Here is a 26,482-nt window from a genome sequence, read left to right on the forward strand (position 1 = left end):
ACCTTTTTGTCTGTCTTTTTTCTGGTGGTATTGTTAGTACTCTTGAATGCCGATCAAATGGTGATGTCTCCGACTATTGGCATGATCGAGGATGAATTTCACGTAACCGATGCGCATATAGGTCTTGTTGGAGCTGTTTTCACGATCATAGGTGCGCTGATAAGTCTGGTATGGGGTTATTTGTCAGATAAGTACAATCGAAAAAATTTATTGATTTATTCCATCCTTGTTGGAGAAATTCCATGTTTTATGACGGCGTTCTCTACATCTTTTGGTCAGCTATTTTTCTGGCGTGTATTAACTGGGATCGGCGTGGGAGCGAGTTTTCCAATAGTCTATTCGCTGGTTGGAGATATGTTTGATGAAGTCAGCAGGGGAAAGATCGTGGCTATCTTGGCATCTGCGATGTCCATAGGTGGGATCTTGGGTATGATCGTTGGTGGCTTTGTTGGACCGACATTTGGCTGGAGAATTCCATTTATACTGGTTTCTCTTCCAAATATAGTACTTGCTTTGATTGCGTTGTTTGTACTCAAAGAACCAAAGCGTGGTGCTTTTGAAAAGGGAATTGGTGAATTGGTACAGGCGGGTTATACGTATCCAAAGTTACCGAAGATGCAAGATTATGCTAAATTGATAACAGTTAAAACCAACCTCTTTTTGTTTTTCCAGGGTATACTCGGTACAGTTCCCTGGGGTGCCATACCGTATTTTCTGGTTGAATATTTTCGTAGAGAGAGAAATCTATCGGTCGAGACTGCGACGTTTGTTTTCTTGGTCTTTGGGTTGGGGAGTATTCTCGGTACGATCATTGGGGGATGGATTGGCTCAAGGTTGTACAAGATATCCAAACCATCGGTACCTATCTTTTGCGCAGTCACCACAGCGCTTGGCGTCTGGCTCACGGTTCTCACAATAGACTATTCTGCCGTGGGATACAGAGGTCTTTTCATCCTTGGAATGCTTGGGTTGTTCGCGGCTTTGATGGACAGCCTTACAGGTGCAAATGTGAAATTTATGCTTTTGAATGTGAATGAGCCACAGGACCGTGGAAGGATCTTTTCGATCTTCAACCTGACTGACTCACTTGGAACAGGAGTTGGTAGATGGATCGGTGGATCATTCTCTGTACTGTTGGGTTCTCTCGGAGCGGCTATGAAGGTCTCGGCATATTTTTGGTTTGGTTGTTCAATCTTTTTGTTTCTGCTGACCTTCTATTTCGCAAAAGATGTGCAATCGCTTGAACAGAAAATGATTGCACTTGGGCAGGAAAGGGGGTAATATCATGTTTCCGAAGGATTTTCTCTTTGGTGCATCAATGGCGGGTTTTCAAGTTGAAATGGGATATGCAGGCGAAGATACTGATCCAAACACGGATTGGTTTGTTTGGGTTAGAGAGCCAGAGAATCTTTTAACAGGTGCTGTCAGTGGACATCTACCAGAATACGGCGTTGGATACTGGAATAATTATCCTGTTTTGCATCAACTTGCCGTAGATTTTGGAATGAATGCGCTTAGAACCAATATTGAATGGTCCAGGATCTTTCCAAACTCGACCGCTGAAGTTCAGGTTATTGCAGAAACTCAGGATGGAATAACAAAAGTAGAAGTAAAAAAAGAGCACCTTGAAAAACTCGACAAGTTGGCAAATAAAAAAGCCGTTGAACACTACAGACAGATTTTCAAAGATATGAAAAATCGTGGATTGAAGGTCATAGTCAATCTGTCTCACTTTACACTTCCATTGTGGATCCACGATCCAATATCTGTTCACAAAGGTCAACAAACGGAAAAAACAGGATGGGTGAACGATCAAACTGTAGTAGAATTTGCAAAATTCGCTGCATATATCGCCTGGAAATTCGATGATCTTGTGGACATGTACTCGACAATGAATGAGCCAAATGTTGTGAGTCAGATGGGGTACATAATGAGTAGATTTGGCTTTCCACCTTCCTATTTCAACCCAGAAATGTACATGAAGAGTCTTTTGAATCAAGCTCAAGCTCATGCACGTGCATACGATTGTATCAAGTCATTTAGCAACAAACCAGTTGGAATAATTTATGCCACTTCAGTTTATGAATCTATGAATCAGGACAGAGAGATTGAAGAAAATGCCACTTATTTGATGAACTATCTTTTCTTGGATGTTATCACCAACGGTAAGATCTTCTTCCAGGAGCGTCAAGATTTGAAGAACAAAGTTGATTTCATCGGGGTGAATTACTATACAAGAACGGTAATAGACCGGATGAAGTCGGTTGATTTTGGTTTGTTGTCACTCGATTGGACTATTGTAGATGGTTATGGGTACAACTGTCCAGCTGGTGGCATGTCGAGAGATTCAAGACCGGTGAGTGACTTTGGTTGGGAGACATATCCAGAGGGTTTACTCAAGGTTCTCAGATCAATTTACGGTAGATATAAACTGCCTATCATTGTGAGTGAGAATGGTGTTGCAGATTTTAGAGACTGGCTCAGACCATACTATTTAATAGGACATCTCTATGCCACAGAGAAAGCCATCCAGGAAGGTGTGAAGGTGCTTGGATATTTACATTGGTCAATTGTCGATAACTATGAGTGGGCAAGGGGATATCACATGCGTTTTGGTCTTGCAGAAACAGATTATGAAACAAAACAATTCGCTCCAAGACCATCGATGTTCATTTTCAGAGAGGTTGTAAGAAATGGCAGTTGTGAGAAATTTTATAGGTACTTAAAATCACCTTATGAAATATGGAGAATCTGAAGGTGGGTGTTAACCCACCTTTTTTCTCGAAAGCAATATTCTCATTGAATTGATGGTACACAAAAGTGCCACACCAGTATCTGCGAAAACGCCTTCCCACATGGTTGCCTTACCGGCTATTGCAAGAATTATGAAAAAAGATTTCATTGCAATCGCAAAAATTATATTCTGCAGGACAATCTTCTTTGTGAACCTGGCAGTGTCTATTGATTCAACAACCTTTATAGGTTCTCCACTCATTACGACAACATCTGCCACTTCGATAGCTGCATCATTACCAAATCCATTCATTGCCATGCCAACATCTGCCCTTGCCAATGCGGGCGTATCATTTATTCCATCTCCTACAAACGCGGTTTTTCCTGTTTTCATTATTTTGTTTTCAAGTATTTCGAGTTTATTTTCTGGGAGTAGTTGTGCATGGTAATTAATCCCATAGAGTCTTTCTGATATAGTCGATGTCTTTTCCTTGCCATCACCTGTGAGAATATGTACATTTATACCCCTTTCTTGGAGCAACTTCACAGCCTTTTCAGAGGTTTTCTTAAGCCTCTCATTTAGATAAATGTTACCTGCATATTCTTTATCGATAGCGACGTGCACAGCAGATTCTTTACCCAGATCGCACACATCTTGTGGGTGTGGAATTTGTTCTAAATGTAAGAGTTTATCATTTCCAACGTGAATTACCTTACCGTTTACAGAACATCTAACTCCTAACCCGTTTATTTCATGAAAGTCCTTGACGGCAGAATGATCGATATATGGAAATGCCTTAACTATCGATCTGGCAACAGGATGGTTTGAATTAACCTCAGCATGAGCCGAGTACATCAGTATCTCATCTTGTGAAAAACCGTTCATGCCATTTATCTTTGATATCTCAAAATCTCCATGTGTCAAAGTACCAGTCTTGTCGAAGACAACATTTTTAATATTAGCCAGAACATCCAAAAAAGTCGCACCCTTTACCAAAACACCGTTCTTTGATAACTTTCCTATCGCAGCAAAATAAGCCAGAGGTATTGCCAACACAAGCGCACATGGACACGAAATAACAAGCAAGATCAATCCACGATTGATCCATGGTTTCACACTTTGCCCTGTCAACAGAGGTATTACAAAAGATGTGAAGATCGCCAATGATACAACAACGGGTGTATAATAACGGGCAAAGACGGTGATGAATTTCTCGGTCTTCGCCTTTCTCTCGGCTGCGTCCTCTACTAATTTGATGATATTTGTCATTGAAGAATCTTCATATTTTTTCAGTACCTGCAGTTTTATAGACTTTTCTTTTACTATTACTCCTGCGGGGACCTTGTCCGAGATAGTCACATATCTCGGTGTAGATTCACCCGTTATTGGTGAAACATCAAGATAACTACTGCCTTCTACAACGATTCCATCTACCGGTACCTTTTCACCTGGTTTTACCAAAATCATCTGTCCCACTTCGAGATCTTTTGGGTCAACTCGTTGGAGTTGAGAGTTTTGAACAAGCCAAGCTTGTTTTGGCATGGCTTCAACGAGAGATTTTATAGATCTCCGTGAGCGATTGACAGCCATTTGTTGCAATAACTCACCGATTTTGTATAAAATCATCACCGCAACAGCCTCTTCATACTGTTTCAAGAAGATGGCTCCGATTGTGGCTATACTCATTAAGAAATTCTCATCAAGAACAAAACCTTTTTTAATATTTTTGAATGCCCTTAACAAAACATCATAACCTGCCAAAAGGTATGTCAGAATAAGCAAATACCAAATATTGAGAGTAATAGACAAGATAAGTAAAACAACTGCAAACAGCAAAGGAAGAAATTCTACGTATTTTCTTTTGTTACTCTCGACTATCTTGATGTCATCTTCAACGGAGTGGATTATCTTTTCAACATCAATATCATATTCAGAATCGACATCCAACACACCTAAGGAAAAATTCAAATTCACTTTTCTCACACCTTCTGTTTTTGATAAAACTTTTTCGATCTTTGCCGCGCAGTCGGGGCAATGTAAATTCTCCAATTGGTAACGTTTTCTCATCTTTGTTCCTCCTTCACATGCTCAAGAGCAGCCTTCAAAAGTTCTATTACATGTTGATCGGCGAGTGAGTAAAAAACTTGTTTTCCCTGTCTTTTACTCTTAACCAGTTTTGTCATCTTCAAAATCCTCATTTGGTGAGATATCGCAGATTTTGTGGCATTCGTAATGGCACATAGATCACAGCCACACAACTCCATTTTTTCAAGGGCAAGTAAAATTTTCAGTCTCGTAGGATCTGAAAAGGTTGAGAACAAAACTGACATATCGTTTATTGACTGAATATCTTCGAGTTTCTCGATGACTTTTTTGACCCGATCTTTGTGTACTTGGTCGATTGAACAGAGATATTTATTCACACTATCACCTCAACAGTTGAACAACTATTCAACTATATTATATACCAAAAACTATCGATCTGTCCAGAGTTTTCGAAAAAGCAAAACATTTTCACAAGAGTAAAGATAAGACAGCTTAACAGCCTTTCATATTTAATGTTCTGCAATAACAGCTTTCAAACCATTTGTGAAAGATTCTATAGCCTTAATCTTAAAACCAAGCGACATCAATTCTTCTTTGATTTTAGTTGTTGTCCTGAGAATGCGGAAACCAGGATAATACCAGACCGTGTCGTTTTCATCTGAAAGATTAGGCACATGATGAAACAGGATGATCCGTTTAGCATTAGAAACCAGGTTTTTCAATTCCACAGCCTGTTCAATGCCAGATATTATGAGAATATTTTCTGATTTCTCATTCAATTCGATGCCAAGATCTGAGAAAATATCTTTGAAATTCTCTAACTGCTCATTCATTCTCACGTCATGCCAATCAACCTTCGAAAGCGTTTCGTAAAGCTCGGTCGATTGAACTCTCAATGGGAGTTGTTTATAAGATTCTTTTTCAAAATTTTCATAAGCCTTGAGTGACTCATCGATTGGATAAGGTTTCGCATAGATCAAACCATTTTTTGCTTTAAACCATGCCCTGATAGGATGAATGACGCCGAAGGTGGTGAATTTTTCTGATATGTTACCAACCCACAGAATTTCGTCTTCACCGTTGAACCAATTAAGTTCCGTGTTTGGGTACAAACCCGTGTAAACAAATCTTCCAACAGATATGTCTGCGAGTTTTTCATTTTCTTCTACAGCTTTTATGTGATAAGATAACGATTTCTTTTTGTCTTTTTTAGAATAGAGTTTTGCGAGCCTGTAGTAATACATGGGAAATCTTGAAGGTTCCTTTATTCTATCAAGTAATTCTATTGCCTTACTTTCATCCTTAGTGTTAACGGCAGAAACATATAAAGCGATGTCATTATCGGAGAGCAAATAGAGTTTATTCACTTCATTCCCCAAGTACTTCTTAAAATCAACTAAAAATTCCTTTTGTTTTGAATAAAAATTGTACAACTCTTCATAGACCCCACCTATTGTTGAGTCTAATCTGGTTTTCAAATCTTCTACTATTGGTTTGATGAATTGCGATAGTTCAGGTACAAGTTGTATGGCGTCTCTGTATAATCTCACCGCTTCCAGGAATTTTGATTCTTTGAGAAAATGATCTGCTAAGATTGCTTTGGCAACACCACGCACAACAAGATCCTCATCTTCTACAAATTTCTCTATGAATGATTTTTTCTGAGAGTGATCGAGCAGTGAGTATACCAAGAGTAGACCACCCACGCCATTTTCTTTTACGACATTCTCTAAATTCCCGGAACACAACAATTCCAGCATGAGATCTTGCTTAGTGTCAATCCTCTTCAAAAGTGCATAGCTGAATGAGGTGACATCTTTAACGATGACATCTGAAAGGTTTACAGGAATTCTCTTCTCAACGATTTTCTCGTATACAGGTTGCATATTCACTCTAAGTTGTTTTCTCTTTACAAAATCTGTCAAATACTTCAAAGTTGGTAGAGATTTTTCGATATCTTTTTCTGCGATCTTGTTGATCAGATATTGAATCATATTTACAGAAAGATCGTCATTCTTCGAAAACCTTTCCTGAGCGAGTTTGTTGAGCTCTTCATATTTTTCAAGCACGGTATAGGCGATCATCGCTCCAAGATCTGCCATTGGAATATCCTTGAAAGACATGATCGTCCATCCGAATTTCTCGATATTCTTTGAAGCATTTTCAACGGCTTTTTTGAATTTTTCATGATATTCAATTACCTTTTTCCACTCCTGTTTTTTGAGATAGGCATTCAGCATGGCTAAATATGGATCAGGATACTCTGGGGTTGCATTTATGGCAGTTTGAGCAAGCTGTATCGCAAGATCATCCAGACCAGCATTGACTAAGTCGATTGAGAAGATATACAAGAATTCCAAACCAATCGCGGGGATAGAAGTCGATCTCCTCATGAGTTGCAAAGCCTGCCAACCCGCTTCAGCAGCTTGGTGCGGTTTACCACCGGTCTTCTCTGTTTTATACAGTTGAATGAGATAATACAGTCTTTCCTGATCGTTCTTGCATTGTTCCAAGTGTTTTCTTATTAGTGTTGCGGTTCGCTCGTATTTTTGCTTCTTGAGTTTTCTCGTCCAGATGTAACCATAATGGTAGATCAAAAAATTTGCATTCACAACCTTTGGTTTGTAAATTGCCTGGTTGTGTACGATGTTTTCATAATGAACTGTTCCGTTTCTGAAAATACGTGGTGTCGAGGCTGTTTCTGTGCGTTTGAAGTCCCAATCAAGGTAGCTCAGAGTCGGAAGATAAACTGTGTTTACATCCTTTGAAAGGGATCTCAAAAATTCTCTTATTCCATTTTTAAAATCCTCTGAGACTTCTTCGTCGGCATCGAATATGAATACCCACTCGCAGGTTGGATATTTCAAAGAGTTGTTTCGTGCTTCAGAGAAATCGTTTTTCCATGGATGAAAATAGAGTTTGTCTGTATATTCTCGCACGATATTTGGAGTGTTATCACTCGAACCCGTATCGACAACAACAATCTCATCTGCCACATCTTTTATACTTTCCAAAGCCCTTCGAATATTGTGTTCTTCATCTTTGACGATCATCGCAACAGACAATAAGCAAGAATTTTCTTTCACATCAACGCCCCCTGACTGTATAACTCACACTTTGAATTTATCCGTCAACTCATTCAGCTTCTTTGAAAGTTCTATCAACTTAGAGCTTTCTGAACTCACCTCTTGGTTTATTTGGACTTGTTGTTCGACAATTTTACTCAATTCATCTACTCTGGTTGAGATATTCGAAATTGAAGAGTTCAGTGAATTAACTGCAGCACTCATTTCCTGTGCTGCAGCACTCTGTTGTTCTGAACTTGCAGCTAACCCATCTGTCATACTGGCAATCTCTTTTATTTGCTTTAATACATTGGTCAGAGAATTTCTCACAGTATAAGATTGTTCTGCAACTCTCTCAACGGCACTGACAGTTTCTTGAGTGACAGAACTTGCTCTATCTGCTCCTTGTCTGATATTGTTAAGTATTTGATTTATTTTTTCAGTGGCATTTTTACTCTGTTCAGCGAGCTTTCTTATCTCATCTGCAACAACTGCAAAACCTCTACCAGCTTCACCCGCTCTTGCGGCTTCTATTGCGGCATTCAATGCGAGCAAATTCGTTTGTTCGGCTATTGAATTGATTGTATTGACTATTTCACTTATGTTTTGAGCATTCTCAGACAATTCACTCACCACCGATGCAGTGAATACCGCCTTTTGTTTGGAGTCTTCAACTACTTGATAGATCATGTCAAGTGCTTTCTCTCCTTCTTTTGCGGCATTACTCGCTTGTTCTGATTTATCAGCAAGATCTTGCGAAGCCTTTGCGATATTCTGCGTGCTTGCTGCGATCTCACTAACACCTGTAGTGAATTCTTTTGATGATTGTGATGCATTCTGCACTGCTTGTTCGATCTCTATCATGCTTTTGTGCAAGTCTGAGCTGGATGTTTTCAACTGTTCAGAAACATCTCTCAAGCCATCAGCAGAGTCGTCTATGCTTCTTGAGACATTCAAGATATCGCCTACAGTTGTTCTCAAACTCTGTGCCATACCATTCAGTGCGTTCGCTATTTGAGCAACTTCATCTTTTCCTCTGGTTTCAAACTTTGTCGTCAGATCGCCTTTGTCAAACTCATTCACCTTGACAGCCAGATCCTTTATCGGTTTTGAGATAGAGGTGGCCACAATGAAAACAACAGCTGCAATTATTACAACTAAAAGAACAAAGAGAGAAATGACTACGTAATTAGTCCTCTTTGCATCCTTTAAGATCTCATCTACTGGGACAACTATACCAAGTTACCAACCCGGTGATGATTCAACAGGTGCGAAAAATACATATCTGACAACACCTTTATCATCTGAGTATTTTCCATAACCAATCTCACCTTTAATCATTCTCTTTCCAATCTCACTCAAACCTTTATAACCCAGTTTTTCATCTGCACTGGTAATATCAAGATTCATGACCTGTGATTGGTCGGAATGAACCATGACCGTACCTTTGGAGGTAACAACCAATGGAAAACTCGTCTCTCCAAGTTGAATATCTTTCACCATTTTTGCGAGTGTCTCAAGTGGAATAGTGGCTCCATACAATCCCATTACCTGTCCTTGATAGTCCTTAAAAGCAGCAGCCACAACAAAGACGGGATTGCTTGAGAAAACCGATCGTTCAGGTTCACTGATTATCAAATCCTTTCCTTCAAAGATCTGCTTGAAATATGATTTTTGAGTTATGTCCGCTTCTTGTGCTTTGGTTGAACGTGCAATACCTTCTGACCAAGATATGAACAGATCTTCTGACCCTTCAAGTGTGACCTGTGCTATTACTTTTTTCTCAGCTAAAACCTTAATTCTATCAATGATCCTTAAAAGCCATTCGGTTACAGTTCTGCTACCGAGGCTAACAATCTTTTGTGCAGCTGTTTCTGCCATGAGGATCGATGATTTAGAAACATTTGTGTAGACAACAAAAGCTATACCCGTTGCGAGTAGGATGACCGGTATCAAAAACCACACAAGCATCTTTGAACGAAGTTTTTTCACTGGAGCACCTCCAGAGTTATTTTACATAAAAATTTTGTGTTTTAAAAATTAATCGACGCGACACTCTATTGTTTTTGCACATCTCCTTGAGTGTTTTTCCATCATTATTTAAAAAAGCCAAGGTTTGAAAACCTTGGCTGATTTTTGAATCTAAGATTGCTCAATTTTTTGTTAAACAACTATATTGAGGAGTCTTCCTTGTACATAGAGCACCTTCTTTGGTTCGCCATCGAGAAATTTTTTGACTTTATCACTCAAAAGGGCAAGTTTCAATACTTCGTCTTGATTGGCATCGATTGGAACTTTTATTCTGTCTCTGACCTTACCATTTATCTGTACGGCTATCTCAATTTCCTGAACAATCAGTGCTTGTGAGTCGTACTGAGGCCATCTTTCTTTCATTATTGAAGTGGCCTTTCCCATTTTGTGCCAGAGTTCTTCGGCAAAATGAGGAGCAAATGGGGAGATCATGAGCAAGAAATTCTCGGCAAACTCTCTCAAAATCTCGGTATTCCACTTTTCCTGTGGTATATCTTCCATGTAATCAGAGACGGCATTTACCAATTCCATTAATCCACTTATGGCTGTGTTGAATTTGAAACCGCCTTCCATATCTTGTGTGATCTTTTTCAAAGAAGAATGCAATTTTCTTCTGAGCTCTCTTTCTTTTTCTGTGAATTCAGATTTGTCATGATTTGAAATAGAGATTATTTGGTCAACCACAGTCCACGCTTTTCTTATGAATCTGTTAACACCTTCGATACCAGCATCGTTCCATTCGGCATCTCTTTCAGGTGGTCCCATGAAAAGGATGTACATTCTGAGTGTGTCGGCTCCATATTTTTCAATCATATCGTCTGGTGAAACAACATTGCCTTTGCTCTTTGACATCTTTGCACCATCTTTATAGATCATTCCCTGAGTGAAAAGATTTTCGAATGGTTCATCAAAACTGAGATATCCCAAATCGTGTAGTACTTTTGTTATGAATCTCGAATAGAGTAGGTGCAATATGGCATGTTCCACTCCACCCACATATTGATCGACAGGCAACCAATGATCAACATCTTCTTTTTTGAATGGGGCGTTATCCAATTTAGGATTGACATACCTCAAAAAATACCACGAAGAATCAACAAACGTATCCATTGTGTCAGCTTCTCTGAGTGCTGGTCTACCACATTTTGGACAAGTTGTTTTTCTGAATTCATCGTTTAGCATCAACGGTGACTGACCAGTTGGCAGAAATTCTACATTGTATGGGAGCCTAACCGGTAGATCTTTCTCCGGTACTGGAACTATTCCACAGTGATCGCAGTAGATTATTGGTATCGGTGCTCCCCAATAGCGTTGTCGAGAAATCAACCAATCTCTCAATTTATACTGTACAGCCTTTTTCCCCAATCCTTTTTCTTCCAACCACGATATGACCTTGTCGATACCTTCGGGAACTGGCGTGCCGCTGAGCAATCCACTGTTGATCATCACTCCAGGTCCGTCGTACGCCTTGTTCACAGTAACGTCTTCCAGCGGTTTTATAACCTGTCTTATGGGTATGTTGTATTTCATTGCAAATTCATAATCTCGCTGATCATGAGCAGGAACACCCATCACTGCACCCGTGCCATATTCCATGAGAACGTAATTGGCAACATATATGGGTATCTTTTCACCATTGACAGGGTTAACTGCATATCTTCCTGTGAAGAAACCTTCTTTTTCGGTATCGACTGCCCCTCTTTTGAATCTATCTTGTTGGCCAACGTATTTCAGAAAATCCTCAAGGTCTTTGTGTAGCTGTGGCAGCACCAATTGTTCAACGAGTGGTGATTCTGGTGCCAACGCCATGAAGGTTACTCCCCAGAGTGTATCTGGTCTTGTGGTGAAAACCTCGATTTCTGTATCTAAACCATCCACTTTGAACTTTATTCTTGCTCCTTTACTTTCTCCAATCCAATTTCTTTGCATTGTCTTGACATGTTCGGGCCAACCGGTGAGTTTATCCAAGTCCTTCAGAAGTCTTTCCGCGTAGTTTGTTATCTTGAAAAACCACTGCTCCAGATGTTTTATAGTCACAGGTGTATCACATCTCTCGCATCTACCATCTTTCACTTGTTCATTTGCCAGTGATGTCATACATTTTGGGCACCAATTGACGGCTGCCTTTTTCTTATAGGCAAGTCCTGCTTCGTAAAGCTTTAGAAAGACCCATTCAGTCCATTTGTAGTATGGTTCAATGCAGGTTATGACCTCTCTATCCCAATCGTAACTTATACCGAGTTTTTTTATTTGACCTCTTATTGTGTTGATATTTTTCATGGTCCAGTCATGTGGGTGTATCTTTCTTTCAATTGCGGCGTTTTCGGCTGGCAGACCAAAGGCATCATAACCAAAAGGATGTAAGACATTATAACCACACATCCTTTTATATCGTGCCACTGCATCTCCTATCACGTAGTTTTTTACATGCCCAACGTGTAGTGTGCCAGATGGATATGGAAACATCACGAGCATATAGTATTTTGGAAGATCAGAATATTGAGCAGTTTTGAACATGCCATTTTCTTCCCAATACCTTTGCCATTTCGTTTCTATTTCCTTGGGCTCATATTTCGACACAGGATCACCTCCAACTACTTGAAAAAGATTATATCATCGAGTTTTTCAAAAAGATCACTGAAAGCTTTATATCTGTGACTCAATTTATGTTTTTCTTCTATCATCTCACCAAAGGTGGTTTCATATCCATCTGGTATGAAGATTGGATCATAGCCAAACCCACCTGTACCCCTTATGCTGTCACTAATCTTGCCTTTGACATCTCTCTCACAAGACAATACTATTTTCTCGATAGGATCGTAGTAAGCGGCTGCACAAACAAATCTCGCCGCTCTGTTTTGTTTGTTTTTGAGCATTTCCAAGATGAATAGCATCTTCTGCTCATATGAATAATCTTCCATGAACCTTGCCGAATGAACACCGGGAAAGCCATCAAGTGCATCTATGACAAGTCCCGAGTCATCGGCTATGGTCCTCTGCTTTGTGATATTTCCATAGAAAATGGCCTTTTTGATGGAATTTTCGACAAAGCTATTACCGTCTTCAGGGGCTTGTAATTTCACACCTAAATCGTCAAGCGATACAACTTCTATTTCTCGCGGTACAAACCTTTTTATTTCTTCAATTTTGTGTTTGTTTCTGGTCGCGATCAGGAGCATTTTATCTCCTCCAGTTTCTTTCTGAAAGAAGCAGGATCATACCTAAAAATTCCATATCCCATTACCAATATCTGTGCGCCACTACACACTACGTCAGTCACTGTGTCTTCATTTATTCCACCATCGACCATTATCTTGATCTTCAAATCCTTTTGTTGAATTATTTTCGAAAGTCTTTTGATTTTTTCAGTGGTGTTTTTTATGAATTTTTGGCCAGAAAACCCGGGATTAACTGTCATGATCAAAATACCGTCAATATCGTTTAGAATATCTGAAAGCATTTCCACTGGAGTGTGTGGATTGAGTGCCACGTAGGCTTGTGCGCCTTTATCTTTGATCTGGTAAATAGTTCTGTGCAGGTGCAAACACGTTTCATAATGTACAGTGACTATCGAAGCGCCTGCATCGACAAATCTCTCGACGTATTTTTCTGGTTGAACGATCATCAAATGTGCATCTATCGGCAAACTGGTACATCTTTTCACGGCCTCAAGTAATGGTAATCCAAAGGTTATATTTGGTACAAAGACGCCATCCATCACATCCAGATGGACCATATCTATATATGGCTCGACTCTTTTGATCTCCTCACCAAGTCTTGACAGATCACTTGCCAATATCGATGCAGAAATCATCACCATTGCTTACTCACTTCCCTGTATATTTCAAGATAATTCTCGTACCTACTCACGGCGATCTCACCTTTTTTAACAAGTTCTTTGATCTTACATCCTGGCTCATCGATGTGAGTGCAATCTTTGAACAAGCATTTATTATTCTCGAGTATTTCTGGAAAATACAACTTCAGATTCTCTGGTTTGATGTGGTCCATTTCTATGAGCGAAAATCCAGGCGTATCGGCAACAAAGCCTCCAAATGGCAAACGTATCAATTCGGCTGCCGTAGTTGTGTGTTTTCCTCTTTCGATTTTTTCAGAGATCTCCTGTGTTCTGAGATTTATCCCAGGACAGATACTGTTCAAAAGACTACTCTTTCCTACACCAGAAGGCCCTGCAAAAACAGATAATCTATCTTTGAAATGATTTTTCAACTCCTCGATACCTTCACCAGTTTTTGTGCTTGTACATACGACAGGGTAGATTTTTGAATACGTATCGATGAAAGATTTTTTCCTATCTTGATCTGTCTCATCAAGTAAATCTATTTTGTTGAGTACGAGCACGGCATTGAGCTTTGCCTCTTCAACTAAAACAAGTAGTTTATCAAGCATCAAAAGAGGAACCTCGGGTTTCTTGATGGTGTGAACACAAACCACTTGATCTATATTCGCCACCCTTGGTTTTGGCAATTCATTCTTTCTTTTCAGAACAGATTCGACAACTCCCGCATCGCTCACCTTGACATATTCAACAACATCTCCCACTATTGGCCTTAATCCTTGAAGTTTAAAACGACCCCTCAGATAACATCTTATCCTTTCATAGGTTTTCGAATCTTCAACAATTAAAACATTGGACATGAATTTTACCACAATTCCTCTACTTCTCAGAACCTGACCCCTCCCCTGGTTCACCAGAATCAACCAGAATCGACACCTCACCGTTTTGTTTCAAAGAACTCCCTGCTGGGGGATAGATCCCCATGACTCTGCCATCTGTTCCTTTGAATGGCATCTGTACAATCCTTATTTGGAAACCCATCTCAGTTAGGACCTTCACGGCAGTTTCCTTAGGAGCACCGACAAGATCTGGAATAGTCATCTGCTGAGGTTCTCTGAGAAAAATAATGACCGTTCTGTTTTTTCGTACTTTCTGTCCAGCATTTGGATAGGTATGGTCTACCAGCCCTGTTCCAAATATCTGTCCTGGTTTTACGCCGGATCTTTTCAATTCCTCAATGGCTCGGTCGATCTCAAAACCTTTTACATCGGGTATCTCAACTGTCTGAGGACGAATCAAAAAATAACTCAGAAAGATCACACCACCTACTACCATACCAAGAAACATGTAAAGCAAAAAGATGAAGACTGTCCTCAGCGCTGAAGATTTCTGATTCTTAGCTGTCCGCATGCTGCTTCTATGTCCGCTCCCTTCTCATATCTTATTTCTGCTTCCACACCTGATTCGATCAAGATTTCTTTGAATCTATTGATCTTCCATTGAGTCGGTCTTTCCATATTAGAAACAACGGGATTTATCGGAATTAAGTTTACAAAAACTTTCATACCTTTAAGTAATTTTGCAAGTCTTCTTGCGTCTTCATCGAAATCATTGAATTCTCTTATGAGTATATATTCTATCGTTACTCTGCGGTCTGATTTTTCTTGGTAAATTCTTGCTGCGTGGAGTACTTCTTCTATGGAATATCTTTTGTTCATTGGAATTATCTGATCTCTTTTCTCATCAGTTGATGCATGCAGTGATATTGCAAGGTTCAGATCAAGTCCTTCGTCGGAGAGTTTCAAAATCTTTTCAGGTATACCCACTGTGCTTATAGTTATACGTCTTATACCGACATTCTTCGTCTTTTCATGTATGAGTATTCTCACACTCTTGAGAACATTATCATAATTGAGTAATGGTTCTCCCATTCCCATGTAAACTATGTTTCTTATCGTTTGGTTTGAATCTTTCTCGATAGCGAGAATCTGTGAAACGATTTCACCAGTTGAAAGATTTCTTACAAAACCACTCTGACCCGTTGCACAGAAACTGCATTTGACTGGACAACCCACTTGTGTAGATATGCAAGCAGTGGCATAACCTTCATGGAATAAAAGTACAGACTCTATAGTATTGCCATCTTGCAATTTATAAAGATACTTTGTTGTCTTATCCAGTGAAGAAACTCTTTTTTCCACTATCTCTGGTAGATCAATGGAGAATTTTTCAGTGAGCATATTTCTATGCTCTTTGGAAAGATTTGTCATTTTCTCAAAAACAAAGACGTGCTTTTTGTAAACCCAATCAAGCACCTGATCGGCTCGATATCTTTCAAGTCCAAGTTCTTTAATTGCCGTTAAAAATTCATCATAGCTCATTCCAAGAATATTCAGAGCAATTCACCTCACAAAATTATTATAAAGCGATATATCATAGTTCTACTATCTTTTCAAGTTCTTAAAATTAATGAGACCAAAAAGGAGTCATTGAGCCTGGTGATATAATCCAAAAGGAGGTGTCTTGGTTTGACAGTAGATGAAGCGCGGTTTTTGAGTAAAAAGATCATGGAAGCCGGAGAAGTTCCATTATTGGTTGGACATTTTGGAGTTGGGAAAACAGATGTGGCAAGACAAATCGCCAAAGAAACCAACAGAAAACTCGTGATTCTGATTCTTTCTCAGATGGAGCCTGGAGATCTCATAGGCCTTCCATCAAAACAAAATGAACAGACGGTCTTTCTAAGACCAGACTGGTGGCCCGAAGATGGCAATGCGATAATTTTATTAGACGAGATAAATCGAGCGCACAGATCGATAAGAAATGCGATCATGCAACTTGTAATAGATAAAAGAATCCACAATCACGTATTGCCAGAAGGTACATGGATCATGGCAACGATGAACCCACCAGATGATGAATACGATCAAGCCGATTTGATAACAGATCCTGCATTCATCTCACGCTTTTTCATAATTGAGATATCACCATCAATCGAAGAGTGGAAACTATGGGCACAGCAAAACAATGTCGATGAAACTATAATTCAGTTCATTGAAAAATTCCCTGAATTTCTTTACACGCATTCTCCCATGTCCCTGAGAGTCGAATTAAGACCCAGCCCCAGAAGTTGGTACAAATTGAGCAATGTCTTGAAGATAATGGATGAAAACGAGAAAAAGAAATATGGATATTCCTTGGCATGTGGGATACTTGGGCCGGAAGCCGCAAAGGTCTTTGTTGAGTCTGGTTACAATGAATCGATTCCTATGCCACAACTTGTTTTACTACAAGGTATTGAGAAAACTCTTAAAGACGATACAGATCGTGCTAATTCATTAACACTTCGGCTTATAGACTATTTTTCCAAACTCGATGATCAGACGATCGAGTTACTCCAGGCGAATATTTCAAGAGTTGCAAAAAACATAAGCGACCTTGCCTTTATCCTCCCCAGAGACTCCTTTTATGCCTTGATCAGATACATCACTGACAGGGCATCGAATGGAGAGAAAAACTCGCAATTTTTCGATAAACTGATCGAAAACCTTGCAGCCTTTGATCAAGTGAGATCGATACTCGATGAAATCTGATATCGAAAAAATCATACTGAATCTTGGTAGAAGATCTCCTTTTTACCTATATCTTCTACTTAATATCTCACGCGTACCTTCAAAAGAAGTGAAAAATATTGAACTCTCTTTTACGTCAAATTCGAAGATAACGCTTTATTACAATCCAGATTGGGTTTCAAACAAACATCCAGAATTCGTAGAAGGTTTGATTCTTCATCATTTGATGCATTTGATAAACTTACACTTTCTCATAAAACCAAAAGACAATAAAGACAGAATGATATGGGATCTTGCGATGGACGCGGCGATTAATCAGTATATCCCTCAACTTTCAGCATTCGGGATTCCTTTGAATCTTTTGATCGAAGAAGGTCACGGTGTGGATAACGAAAGATTGTTTGTGCTCCCGCCAGATTGGATGCCGGACAAGAGTGCAGAAGAATACCACAAATGGATTTTGCAAAAAATGAGAGAACTTGGTAGATACGATATAGCCATAATCGCACAGGCAAGAGAAAATTCCTGCGATTCACACACTAAGATGCATCAAATACAGGACATAGACATGGTTTTGGAACTAACCAAAAGCCAGTTGAAAAAGGCTTTCAATCTGTATGGCTCTGAACTTGAATCTGGTATCAAGAGATTGGTTGAACTCTCTATATCAAGACCCCTTTTGAACTGGAGAGATAAAATAAGGCACTTTGCCGGAGTATCTGAATACGGTGAAAGATATACAACTGTTCTTAGACCAAACAGAAGATATGAACAACAACCAGGTTGGAGGACATCCCACATGGCAAGACTTGGTGTTATCGTTGACACGAGTGGGAGCATAATAGAAGAAGAATTGGATGACTTTTTCTCCGAAATAGAGGCACTTTCAAGATATATGGACACCAATTTCGTGCTTGTTCAAGTAGATCGTGCCGTTAATTTAGAAATAAGATATTCAAAAGGCACTTACAGAAATATGGAGATAATCGGTGGTGGTGAGACGGATTTGCAACCAGCTGTCGATTACCTTCAAAACAAACATCACCCAGAAGGAATAATAGTCTTCACCGACGGCTATACAGATCTTCCTATCGTTAAAAGACGTGTTTTATTTGTACTGTCAAAGCATCACAATGAAGAGTTCAAAACACAGGCGAGAAAGATCTATGGTCGCTCGAGTGTGGTGGTACTACAATGATTGGATATGGACCGAGTTTGGTCGTTGAAATACTACAAAGATACGTGACTTCTTTGCCAACTGAGATTGCTGTTTCCGAGCTCGAAAAACACAAAGATAAACTCGATCAATATCACAGGCATGTCTTTCTTTCCACGGTATATACCCAGGGTGGTTTTTGTGTTTTCTCGGCTATTGACACCGAAAAAAGGCAGATCATAGGTGTTTCTATCACTGATCCATTTGAAAAAAATTTGATGATATACAATTCAACTTTCGAATTTGAAGTTCTTCAAAAGATCTACCGTGAACTTTTCAACATAAAGGCAGAATTTTTCAAGAGTGGAATCACAAAATTACCCCTTCAATACAAAATCCTATCAGTTTTTGGTGATGATGATTTTCTACAAAAAGAGATGTTAAAAGAGAAAATCTATGGCGTGGAAAACCTGTCTTTTTGCCAAAAAATCAATCAACAATACTTTGAAAAACTCTGTAGACTGAATGAGAAAAAAATAGATTTTGCGATGATCTATCCTTTGGATGAGTACATTGTCTGTATTTTAACGATGCCCGAATATATGAACAAAGACCATGCTTCTTTACTTTCTGAAATTTCACGCATTTACAGAAAAAAATATGGAGCAGCATATCAAGGTAATGTGGACAAAATAAAAAAACTCTCATCGGTCTTGAGTGCCTTTGTCGTATCTTACGAAGACTTTCTAAAAGGTTTTGATGTTGAAAAGAGTTGTCTTGAATTGTGTGAAAAGATCAAAAAGGCTTACAAGTATGTCATTGATCTCGCTTAACTTTAATAATGACATACCTACCTTTTTGGTCTTCTATTCTCACAAATTCATCGAAAACCGTTAAAAAAATCCTTGTACCCATTCTCGACAGAGCCGATCTTAATCTATGTGGAGAGACCTCTATTTCAAATGGCTTTTGAAGACCTATATCCAAGTCTGCTTTGTACTGTACCGTGCCGTATGATCCATAAAAATGTATCTTTTTTTCAGTCCCGATGATCGTTAAAGGTGTATCTTTTGGCAAAAGCCAGGCAGCTTTAGAAACGAATTTTGCGAAAGCCGTGTAGAGCTGATATGGCTCTCCACGAACAAAAATCTGCTCGATCCTGCCTTGCTGAGAGTCTCTTTCACCACAAACTTGCATGGCAAAATCGTCACTGATCATACTGAACCATGCTTCACCAATTGCCAGAGTCAGCGAACAATCTTTCTCATAAGTTTTCAAGGCTTTCACGATGTGTCTACTACTCATATATGGGATCGAGAAAGAAAAAAATTCGTTGATATGATCATCGACCTTGCAAAGACTGACAATCGTTTTTGATGGAGAAATCATTATCAAAGAACTTTCAAAGGAAGAAAGATATGTCATGTCTCCTTCTTCAAGCGCGGCTGTAGCAAAATCCAGAAAATTCATGAACTTTGTGAGTCTCGTCTTTCCTATTTCTTTGAATGACTTCATGTGTTCTCTTTCCTTGGGTTGAGATGTTCTTATTCTCAGAGTTTCTTGATACCCTTGAAGGATTATCTGATCCTGCAGAATTGTGATTTGGATTTCCTGTGATTTTTCTCCTGTCAAAAAACCTTTTAAAAGCTTCAGTCCAATAGGTATCTCACCATAGAACTGATCACATTCAGCGATCTTCATCCAACAGGTTAAACAACCATCTGTGGCTCTCATCACCAAGCCATCTTTATAAGACAAAAAAACATTCCCAAAACTGTATTCAGAAGACCCAATTATTTTGTCACAAAACCTGAGCCAGTGAATTAATGAACTCGTCTTGATAACCGTCTTCAATCATTCCACCACCGTGCGAATTATAGCATCGATTAACTGTTCAAAACTCATTCCCGCAGCTTTTGCAGAGGCTGGTAGATCACTCAAGTCTGTGAGACCAGGTATGGTATTCAACTCAAGTACATAGAAAATACCATCTTTGAGTATGCCATCAACCCTTGCAAATCCATCGCATTCACAGACTTCGAAAGCCTTCAGTGCAGATTGGGTGACTTCTGTGTGTTCTTGTTCTGACAGCGGTGCCGGTAGGATGAATTCAGTCATGTTCGGGGTGTATTTTGCTATGTAATCGTAGAATCTCCTTTTAGGTTTGAGTTCAAGAATAGGTAAAACCTGTGGTTTTCCATTCAATTTCAATATGGAGATAGTCAGTTCTCTTCCTGGTATATATCTTTGTACGATCATCTCATCGTAGTTTGAGAATTCTTGTAAGAGCGCTTGATAGAGTTGTTCTGGATTGTCACAGATATGAACACCTATGCTCGAACCTTCCTTTCTTGGTTTGATGACACAGGGGAATCCAAACGGCGATTCCCTAATAGGCTGTTTAACCAAGATGTATTCGGGGTATTTAACATTTCCGTTGAGTGTACGGTATGTCATGACCTTGTCAAAACATATCGCGCTTGAAAGCACTTTCGAACCCGTGTATTTTATACCAAGCCAATCGAGAATGGCTTGAACCACACCGTCTTCACCAAATTTACCATGGAGCGCGTTAAAAACAAGGTCGAATTCCTTCAACTTAGGTGCGATAGAAAGAAAATCACCGTTCACATCGATGGGATAAGCTTCATGCCCGAGTTTTTTCAGCGCTTCCAAGACATTCTGACCACTTTTCAGAGAAATTGGTCTTTCGCGAGATATTCCACCAAAGAGTACGGCAATTTTCATGACAGATGCTCCTTTCTAAGATATTTTACAACGATCAAATATTGTACAATCAACAATGTGATGAACATCGTGAAAAAGGTTATCTTCATTCTGATAATCTGTTGTGCAATCTATAGTTGTGTGAAAAACGAATCAAAGGATGTATTAGACGATCTCTTAGTCAGTTATATGGCGATCATGTACAACTATGGTCCTTCGTATACCATTGATGAGATCAAGACATTCGCCGAGCAAAGTAGTTATGACGATGATGTCCTTGAATATTATCACTACTTCTGTGGGAAAATAAAGCTCAAGGATGTAAAACTCCACGAAAAGCCACAAATATATGACCAAAGAATAAAAGACTACATCAAACAACATTTACCCATGAACAATTCAAACAACTATGTCTTCATAGACAACTTTGATGACCCACCACCAGTACAGATCTTGTTCAAAAATACAGAGTCAGAGAATATTCTTTCCGAAAGGCTCTATAGTCTTTTATATAGAGATTGGCAAAATGAAGGTTTGTTCAAAAGTTGGTATAAAAGTTTTTATAATGATGAAGTCAATATCGATCAACTGAAAGAATATGCCAATCTGTTGGCGAAATCGGCATGTAGTTATTCTTTTACAATGAGAAGACTTCAAAATACGTCTTCGACATTTTACAAAGATTACGTCGATTTATCAGAAATTCCAGCTGAACTATTGCTTGCAATCGCTTACAAAGAGTCGAGATTCTTCCCTGGATCTTTTAGAGCGGAGATCTACCAAGACAAAATACAGGCAATTTCAATGGGATTGTGTCATATTTTGGTTGATGCAGATACCCTTGAAATTCCAGATATAGGCAACCAAGTAGTGGATATGAGAACCTTTGAATTGATAGGTTACTACTATCTTGGCAATGACTATGGCAAGAAAAATACATTCAATGAGATAGATCTATTGCAGATAAAAGGTAATTTCCTTGTCTGTGCGATACAGCTTGGCTTGATATACCAAAGATTGTCTGAGATTTTGAAAGATCTTTGAAGCCTAAGAGATCTATTTTTTGTCCTCTTGAAGAATTTTTCAACTCGTGGTACAATATCAATTGCACGGCCCCATAGGATAATGGCTAGTCCATCGGATTCTCAGTCCGAAGGTCGGGGTTCGATTCCCCGTGGGGCTGCCAGAAAACTTTGTCTTACAAAAAAACGGGGAACTTTTAACTCCCCGTTTTTTGTTTTGAAGACTCAAAAGCCACTTTTTGGTCATTCAAGCCACAGCAAAGCAATTACTTTTTCAAAATCTCAACATTGAGAAAAAATAGACAAACATTCGTAATCAACTCATATTTGTGAATGATCACGATTAATGATAAAATTAGAGTGAAATACTCCAAATTAGGGGGTGACTTTGTGAGTCAGGGTGTTGGCAAGCAAGGAAAAAAGGAACTGGTAAAAAACATCATAAAAGAGCTCCACAAAGGAATGACACCACAACAAGCAAAAGAGAAGTTTGAAAAAGAAGTAGGTTCGATAACCTCTTTTGAAATAGCTCAAATAGAACAAGAGTTGATCAACGAAGGTGTTTCTCCAGATGAGATAAAACGATTTTGTAATGTACATGCCTTACTCTTCGAGAGTATACTCTCTGAGAGTTTTAAAAACCCTGAGTATCCAGTTCATCCTGTAAATCTCTTCAAACAAGAAAACCAGCAGATCAAAAAGTTACTTGAAAAGATCAGGGAAGTATCACACAAAAAGGATTTTGGACCATTAAAAGAACTTCTAAGTGAACTCAGAAAGATCGATGCACACTATAGTGCTAAAGAACAACTACTCTTTCCCTATCTTGAAAAACATGGCTTCATGGGACCCTCAAAGGTCATGTGGGGAAAACACAATGATATCAGAGCCATGATGAAAGATGCTATCGACATGTTGGGTAAAATATCATTTGATGAATATTTGGAAAAATACCTAAACCCATTGATCGAGGAAATCGATGGCATGATCTTTAAAGAAGAAAATATACTCTTTCCTTCATCACTCGAGATGCTTTCAGCAGAAGAATGGGTACAGATCTTGAAAGAGACCAAAGAAACTGGTTTTGCCTTTATAAAACTTCCAGCCACACTGGATAAACTCATAGAAGAATTTGAAGCGAATCTATCACAAGATCCAAAAATTGAGGATGGACAGATCGTCTTTGAGACAGGAACATTGGCACTGAATGAATTGGAATCAATACTGAACACACTTCCTGTTGATATTACCTTTGTCGATAAAGACAACAAAGTCAAGTATTTTTCAAAATCAAAAGACAGAATCTTTCTGAGAACAAAGAGTGTCATAAAAAGAGATGTTCAAAATTGTCATCCACCGCAAAGTGTGGACAAGGTAATGCAGATAATCGAGTGGTTCAAGAAAGGCGAAAAGGATTTCGTGGATTTTTGGATTAACTTCAAGGGAAGATTTATTTACATAAGATACTTCGCGGTGAGGGATAAAAAAGGTAATTATCTTGGTACCCTTGAAGTAACACAAGATATCACTCAGATAAAGGATTTGGAAGGAGAGAAAAGACTTGCAGACCAAGGAGATAGATCTTGATAAAACGATTTTCGAACTCACAGATCAGTACCCAGAATTGATAGAAATTCTCGCACAGATGGGTTTTTTAGGTGTGAAAAACCCATTGATAAGAAATACACTTGGGCGAAAGACGACTCTAAGAGAAGGTTGTAAAAAACAAGGCAAAGATTTAAAACAAGTAGTTGAGGAGTTGAGAAAGAACGGTTTTACGGTGAAAGGAGTTTAGAAAGATTGGAAGAATTCAAGAAAGATTTTGCTGTGATCGGAATGACTTGTGTCAATTGTGCACGAATTGTGGAAAAAGCTTTGAAGAAAGTCGACGGTGTGAAGTTTGCGGCGGTGAATCTTGCGACTTCAACGGGTTTTATCGTCGCACAAAGAGAAATACCATTTGACGAGATAAGAAAAGCAGTTCAATCAGTCGGTTATGATATCTCGCTCGAACGATCAGAAGATATAGAGAAAAAAAGATATATTCAAACAAGAAACGATCTTTTAATTGCGCTTTTCATCTCAATTCCACTGATGATATCGATGTTCTATCAAATGCTTAAAAATCAGCATATGCATTCTTCAGTGCTTGAAGTTCTGTTGGCAGGTTTTGTTGTCTTTTATTGTGGAAGAAAGACGATTAAAGGCGCACTTATAGCGATTTTTCACAAACATGCAAATATGGATACATTGATTTTCCTTGGAGCTGTTGTTTCTTGGTTGACGGGTTTTCTTGCCTTGACGAATAGGGGTTTTATGTCCTTTGCCACGATTGGTGCCATGATAATCACCTTTCACTTAGTGGGTAGGTTCATAGAGTCGTATTTGAGAGACAGAGCGACCAAGGAGATCAAAGAGCTTTTAAAGATACAGGCAAAAGAAGCTGTGGTTTTGACACAGGAAGGTCAAATATTGATGCCGATAGAGGCAATCAAGGAAGGCTTCATAGTTCTTGTCAAGCCATCAGAGAGAATACCTGTGGATGGAATAATCATAAGTGGTAGTTCTTCTGTTGACGAATCAATGATAACCGGCGAACCAACACCCGTCCAAAAAAACACTGGTGATCAAGTAACTGGTGGTTCATTCAATCTCACGGGTTTACTTAAAATAGAGGCAACAGGCGTTGGAAAAGATAGTTTTCTATCTAAGATGATAGAGTTGATCAAAGAAGCTCAAGGCTCGAAAGTTCCAATACAAGCTCTCGCAGACACCATAACAAAATGGTTTGTACCTGTCATATTCTTTCTGGCCGTTGGATCATCTGTTTTTTGGTACCTCAGTTACGATAGGTTTGCATCTTTTTTTGAGAAAATTCCATGGACAATGGGATTGAACAATTTAAACTTTGCGATCTTTGTATTTGTTGCAACGATCGTTATAGCCTGTCCATGTGCACTTGGCCTTGCAACACCAATGGCTTTAATGAGAGGAACAACCCTTGCAGCAAAGAAAGGGCTTTTAATAAGAAACGCTGAGGCGATCCAAACTGCGAGAGATGTTAAGGTAGTTCTTTTAGATAAAACAGGCACCTTGACTTTGGGAAAACCTGTGGTTGTCGAGCACAATCTTGATCAACAAACCCTGAAGATCGTTGCGGGGATTGAAAAAAACTCCAATCACCCATTGGCAAAGGCAATTGCTCAGACGATCGATGATCCTTTTTTGATAGAGCAAATTGAAGAGATTGTGGGTGAAGGCGTGAAAGCAACCTACAACGGCTCGGAATATTTTATAGGAAAACCAAAAAATCTCAGAGATTACGATGATCACTTGAAAGATATGATCAGTATCGTTGAAGTTAGAAAAGATGGAAAAGTTTTGGGATTTATGGCGATCGAGGATCCATTGAGAGAGGATTCGATCCAGGCAGCTGAAAGACTCAAAAAAATGGGGATTGAAACTGTCATGGTGACAGGAGATAGTGAAAAAACAGCTATTTCATTGGCAAAGAAGGTAGGAATAAAAGAAGTACATTCAAACGTGAAACCAGATGAGAAGCTTCGTATCATGAGACAATATCAATCAAGAGGTGTTAAAGTAGTGATGGTTGGTGATGGTATGAATGATGCTGCTGCTTTGAAAGGAGCGGATATTGGAATAGCAATAGGTTCTGGTACAGACCTTGCAATCGATAGTGCAGATATAATCATTACAAAAGGCGGGATATCAAAGGTTGTTGATGTTATAGACATTTCAAAACACACTTTTAAGATCATAAAGCAAAATCTCTTTTGGGCATTTTTCTATAACATCATAGCAATACCAGCAGCGATGATTGGTTTATTACATCCTTTAATAGCAGAAATCGCCATGATTATGAGTTCTATCACAGTCACATTGAATTCCATGAGAGTCAAATAGAAGGAGGAGTCTTGATGAGGTATTTATTACACGTTCCAGATATTTCTTGCAATCACTGTAAAATGAGGATTTCAAAAAGACTCGAAGAAATAGGTGTGAAAGATTATCAGATCGATGTAGTAAATAAAACAGTTGTGGTTGGAACAGAGAACATAGAGAAAATAATCGATGAACTTGCAAAGATAGATTACCCAGTTGAGAGATACGAAAAACTCTAACAAGGACTACTCCAAAGATAGCTAAACATGATTAGATATCTAAAAACCCCAAAAGATTAGACCTATGGCAATATACGAAGGGGGTATATTATCCACCGGTGGATCAGCGCTGTCCATTATATAGTATACGATTTTTTGTTTGTAACAATTTCTTGTTTTTGCCTTTCTGATGATACTTTAGTATAGAA

General features: G+C 39.0%; 23 protein-coding genes and 1 tRNA gene. 11 read left to right on the forward strand and 13 right to left on the reverse strand.

The window, feature by feature from the left end; translation table 11 throughout:
- The first annotated feature begins 6 nt into the window (after positions 1–6).
- Complete coding sequence (locus TSP02S_RS09195) at positions 7–1,281, forward strand: MFS transporter (protein ID WP_041084367.1); 1,275 nt, start codon at positions 7–9, stop codon at positions 1,279–1,281.
- Positions 1,282–1,285: 4 nt separating this feature from the next.
- The gene (gene bgaS, locus TSP02S_RS09200) at positions 1,286–2,755 is read left to right on the forward strand and encodes a beta-galactosidase BgaS (RefSeq protein WP_041083589.1); all 1,470 of its coding nucleotides are present in this window, start codon (positions 1,286–1,288) and stop codon (positions 2,753–2,755) included.
- Positions 2,756–2,764: 9 nt separating this feature from the next.
- Here the strand turns inward: bgaS and TSP02S_RS09205 are convergent, their stop codons facing one another.
- The 11 genes from TSP02S_RS09205 to rlmN form a co-directional block, all read right to left on the reverse strand.
- On the reverse strand, positions 2,765–4,801 hold the full coding sequence (locus tag TSP02S_RS09205; RefSeq protein WP_041083590.1) for a heavy metal translocating P-type ATPase: 2,037 nt from the start codon (positions 4,799–4,801) through the stop codon (positions 2,765–2,767).
- The gene (locus TSP02S_RS09210; protein ID WP_041083591.1) at positions 4,798–5,157 is read right to left on the reverse strand and encodes an ArsR/SmtB family transcription factor; all 360 of its coding nucleotides are present in this window, start codon (positions 5,155–5,157) and stop codon (positions 4,798–4,800) included. Before TSP02S_RS09210 ends, TSP02S_RS09205 begins: the two co-directional genes overlap by 4 nt.
- A 132-nt stretch (positions 5,158–5,289) precedes the next feature.
- Entirely contained in the window at positions 5,290–7,866 is a 2,577-nt protein-coding gene (locus TSP02S_RS09215) for a tetratricopeptide repeat-containing glycosyltransferase family 2 protein (protein WP_232503697.1), read from the reverse strand.
- 24 nt (positions 7,867–7,890) lie between these two features.
- The gene (locus TSP02S_RS09220; protein WP_041083592.1) at positions 7,891–8,973 is read right to left on the reverse strand and encodes a methyl-accepting chemotaxis protein; all 1,083 of its coding nucleotides are present in this window, start codon (positions 8,971–8,973) and stop codon (positions 7,891–7,893) included.
- Positions 8,974–9,087: 114 nt separating this feature from the next.
- A complete protein-coding gene (locus TSP02S_RS09225) occupies positions 9,088–9,837 on the reverse strand; it encodes a PDC sensor domain-containing protein (protein ID WP_041083593.1) in 750 nt (249 codons plus the stop codon).
- Between the two features lie 171 nt (positions 9,838–10,008).
- A complete protein-coding gene (gene leuS / locus TSP02S_RS09230; protein ID WP_041083594.1) occupies positions 10,009–12,456 on the reverse strand; it encodes a leucine--tRNA ligase in 2,448 nt (815 codons plus the stop codon).
- A 14-nt stretch (positions 12,457–12,470) separates the two neighbouring features.
- Positions 12,471–13,055, reverse strand: coding sequence for an RdgB/HAM1 family non-canonical purine NTP pyrophosphatase (gene rdgB / locus TSP02S_RS09235; RefSeq protein WP_041083595.1), 585 nt, complete (start codon positions 13,053–13,055; stop codon positions 12,471–12,473).
- Entirely contained in the window at positions 13,046–13,696 is a 651-nt protein-coding gene (gene rpe, locus TSP02S_RS09240) for a ribulose-phosphate 3-epimerase (RefSeq protein ID WP_041083596.1), read from the reverse strand. Before rpe ends, rdgB begins: the two co-directional genes overlap by 10 nt.
- Positions 13,690–14,565, reverse strand: coding sequence for a ribosome small subunit-dependent GTPase A (gene rsgA, locus TSP02S_RS09245; RefSeq protein WP_041084372.1), 876 nt, complete (start codon positions 14,563–14,565; stop codon positions 13,690–13,692). Before rsgA ends, rpe begins: the two co-directional genes overlap by 7 nt.
- Positions 14,555–15,085, reverse strand: a complete 531-nt coding sequence (locus tag TSP02S_RS09250) for a PASTA domain-containing protein (protein WP_041083597.1) — start codon at positions 15,083–15,085, stop codon at positions 14,555–14,557. The genes rsgA and TSP02S_RS09250 overlap by 11 nt, the downstream gene beginning before the upstream one ends.
- A complete protein-coding gene (gene rlmN / locus TSP02S_RS09255; protein ID WP_041083598.1) occupies positions 15,049–16,056 on the reverse strand; it encodes a 23S rRNA (adenine(2503)-C(2))-methyltransferase RlmN in 1,008 nt (335 codons plus the stop codon). The genes TSP02S_RS09250 and rlmN overlap by 37 nt, the downstream gene beginning before the upstream one ends.
- Positions 16,057–16,203: 147 nt before the next feature.
- Between rlmN and TSP02S_RS09260 the strand changes: the two genes are divergently transcribed.
- Genes TSP02S_RS09260 through TSP02S_RS09270 form a run of 3 tightly spaced genes read left to right on the forward strand, consistent with a single transcriptional unit; the run spans position 16,204 to position 19,236 of the window.
- Positions 16,204–17,268 (forward strand): AAA family ATPase, encoded by a 1,065-nt coding sequence (locus TSP02S_RS09260; protein WP_041083599.1) that lies wholly within the window; start codon positions 16,204–16,206, stop codon positions 17,266–17,268.
- A complete protein-coding gene (locus TSP02S_RS09265; protein WP_041083600.1) occupies positions 17,258–18,445 on the forward strand; it encodes a vWA domain-containing protein in 1,188 nt (395 codons plus the stop codon). Before TSP02S_RS09260 ends, TSP02S_RS09265 begins: the two co-directional genes overlap by 11 nt.
- Complete coding sequence (locus tag TSP02S_RS09270) at positions 18,442–19,236, forward strand: DUF4895 domain-containing protein (RefSeq protein WP_041083601.1); 795 nt, start codon at positions 18,442–18,444, stop codon at positions 19,234–19,236. Before TSP02S_RS09265 ends, TSP02S_RS09270 begins: the two co-directional genes overlap by 4 nt.
- Here TSP02S_RS09270 and TSP02S_RS09275 read toward each other — a convergent pair.
- Positions 19,220–20,257, reverse strand: a complete 1,038-nt coding sequence (locus TSP02S_RS09275) for a hypothetical protein (protein ID WP_041083602.1) — start codon at positions 20,255–20,257, stop codon at positions 19,220–19,222. The genes TSP02S_RS09270 and TSP02S_RS09275 overlap by 17 nt on opposite strands.
- Positions 20,258–21,151, reverse strand: a complete 894-nt coding sequence (locus tag TSP02S_RS09280; protein WP_041083603.1) for a D-alanine--D-alanine ligase — start codon at positions 21,149–21,151, stop codon at positions 20,258–20,260.
- A 69-nt stretch (positions 21,152–21,220) separates the two neighbouring features.
- On the opposite strand from TSP02S_RS09280, the gene TSP02S_RS09285 reads away from it, so the two are divergent.
- The 6 genes from TSP02S_RS09285 (at position 21,221) to TSP02S_RS09310 (ending at position 26,294) form a co-directional block, all read left to right on the forward strand.
- Positions 21,221–22,174 carry a hypothetical protein gene (locus tag TSP02S_RS09285; RefSeq protein WP_041083604.1) on the forward strand — a complete coding sequence of 318 codons (954 nt, stop codon included), beginning with the start codon at positions 21,221–21,223 and terminating at the stop codon, positions 22,172–22,174.
- Between the two features lie 67 nt (positions 22,175–22,241).
- Positions 22,242–22,316, forward strand: a tRNA-Glu gene (locus TSP02S_RS09290).
- A 226-nt stretch (positions 22,317–22,542) separates the two neighbouring features.
- Complete coding sequence (locus TSP02S_RS09295) at positions 22,543–23,739, forward strand: DUF438 domain-containing protein (RefSeq protein WP_041083605.1); 1,197 nt, start codon at positions 22,543–22,545, stop codon at positions 23,737–23,739.
- Positions 23,714–23,947, forward strand: a complete 234-nt coding sequence (locus TSP02S_RS09300; RefSeq protein ID WP_052465418.1) for a DUF1858 domain-containing protein — start codon at positions 23,714–23,716, stop codon at positions 23,945–23,947. Before TSP02S_RS09295 ends, TSP02S_RS09300 begins: the two co-directional genes overlap by 26 nt.
- 5 nt (positions 23,948–23,952) lie before the next feature.
- Positions 23,953–26,076, forward strand: a complete 2,124-nt coding sequence (locus TSP02S_RS09305; protein ID WP_041083606.1) for a heavy metal translocating P-type ATPase — start codon at positions 23,953–23,955, stop codon at positions 26,074–26,076.
- Positions 26,077–26,090: 14 nt separating this feature from the next.
- Positions 26,091–26,294, forward strand: a complete 204-nt coding sequence (locus TSP02S_RS09310) for a heavy-metal-associated domain-containing protein (protein ID WP_041083607.1) — start codon at positions 26,091–26,093, stop codon at positions 26,292–26,294.
- Positions 26,295–26,482: the final 188 nt, after the last annotated feature.

Origin of the sequence: Thermotoga profunda AZM34c06, from assembly GCF_000828675.1 — a bacterium.
Classification (GTDB): Bacteria; Thermotogota; Thermotogae; order Thermotogales; family DSM-5069; genus Pseudothermotoga_B; species Pseudothermotoga_B profunda.

Bases quoted from the DNA above. Each gene is read 5' to 3' on its own strand.
- bgaS (WP_041083589.1), top strand. From the start codon at position 1,286: ATGTTTCCGAAGGATTTTCTCTTTGGTGCATCAATGGCGGGTTTTCAA.
- TSP02S_RS09205 (WP_041083590.1), bottom strand. From the start codon at position 4,801: ATGAGAAAACGTTACCAATTGGAGAATTTACATTGCCCCGACTGCGCG.
- rdgB (WP_041083595.1), bottom strand. From the start codon at position 13,055: ATGCTCCTGATCGCGACCAGAAACAAACACAAAATTGAAGAAATAAAA.
- rpe (WP_041083596.1), bottom strand. From the start codon at position 13,696: ATGGTGATGATTTCTGCATCGATATTGGCAAGTGATCTGTCAAGACTT.
- TSP02S_RS09250 (WP_041083597.1), bottom strand. From the start codon at position 15,085: ATGCGGACAGCTAAGAATCAGAAATCTTCAGCGCTGAGGACAGTCTTC.
- rlmN (WP_041083598.1), bottom strand. From the start codon at position 16,056: ATGAGCTATGATGAATTTTTAACGGCAATTAAAGAACTTGGACTTGAA.
- TSP02S_RS09265 (WP_041083600.1), top strand. From the start codon at position 17,258: ATGAAATCTGATATCGAAAAAATCATACTGAATCTTGGTAGAAGATCT.
- TSP02S_RS09270 (WP_041083601.1), top strand. From the start codon at position 18,442: ATGATTGGATATGGACCGAGTTTGGTCGTTGAAATACTACAAAGATAC.
- TSP02S_RS09280 (WP_041083603.1), bottom strand. From the start codon at position 21,151: ATGAAAATTGCCGTACTCTTTGGTGGAATATCTCGCGAAAGACCAATT.
- TSP02S_RS09310 (WP_041083607.1), top strand. From the start codon at position 26,091: ATGAGGTATTTATTACACGTTCCAGATATTTCTTGCAATCACTGTAAA.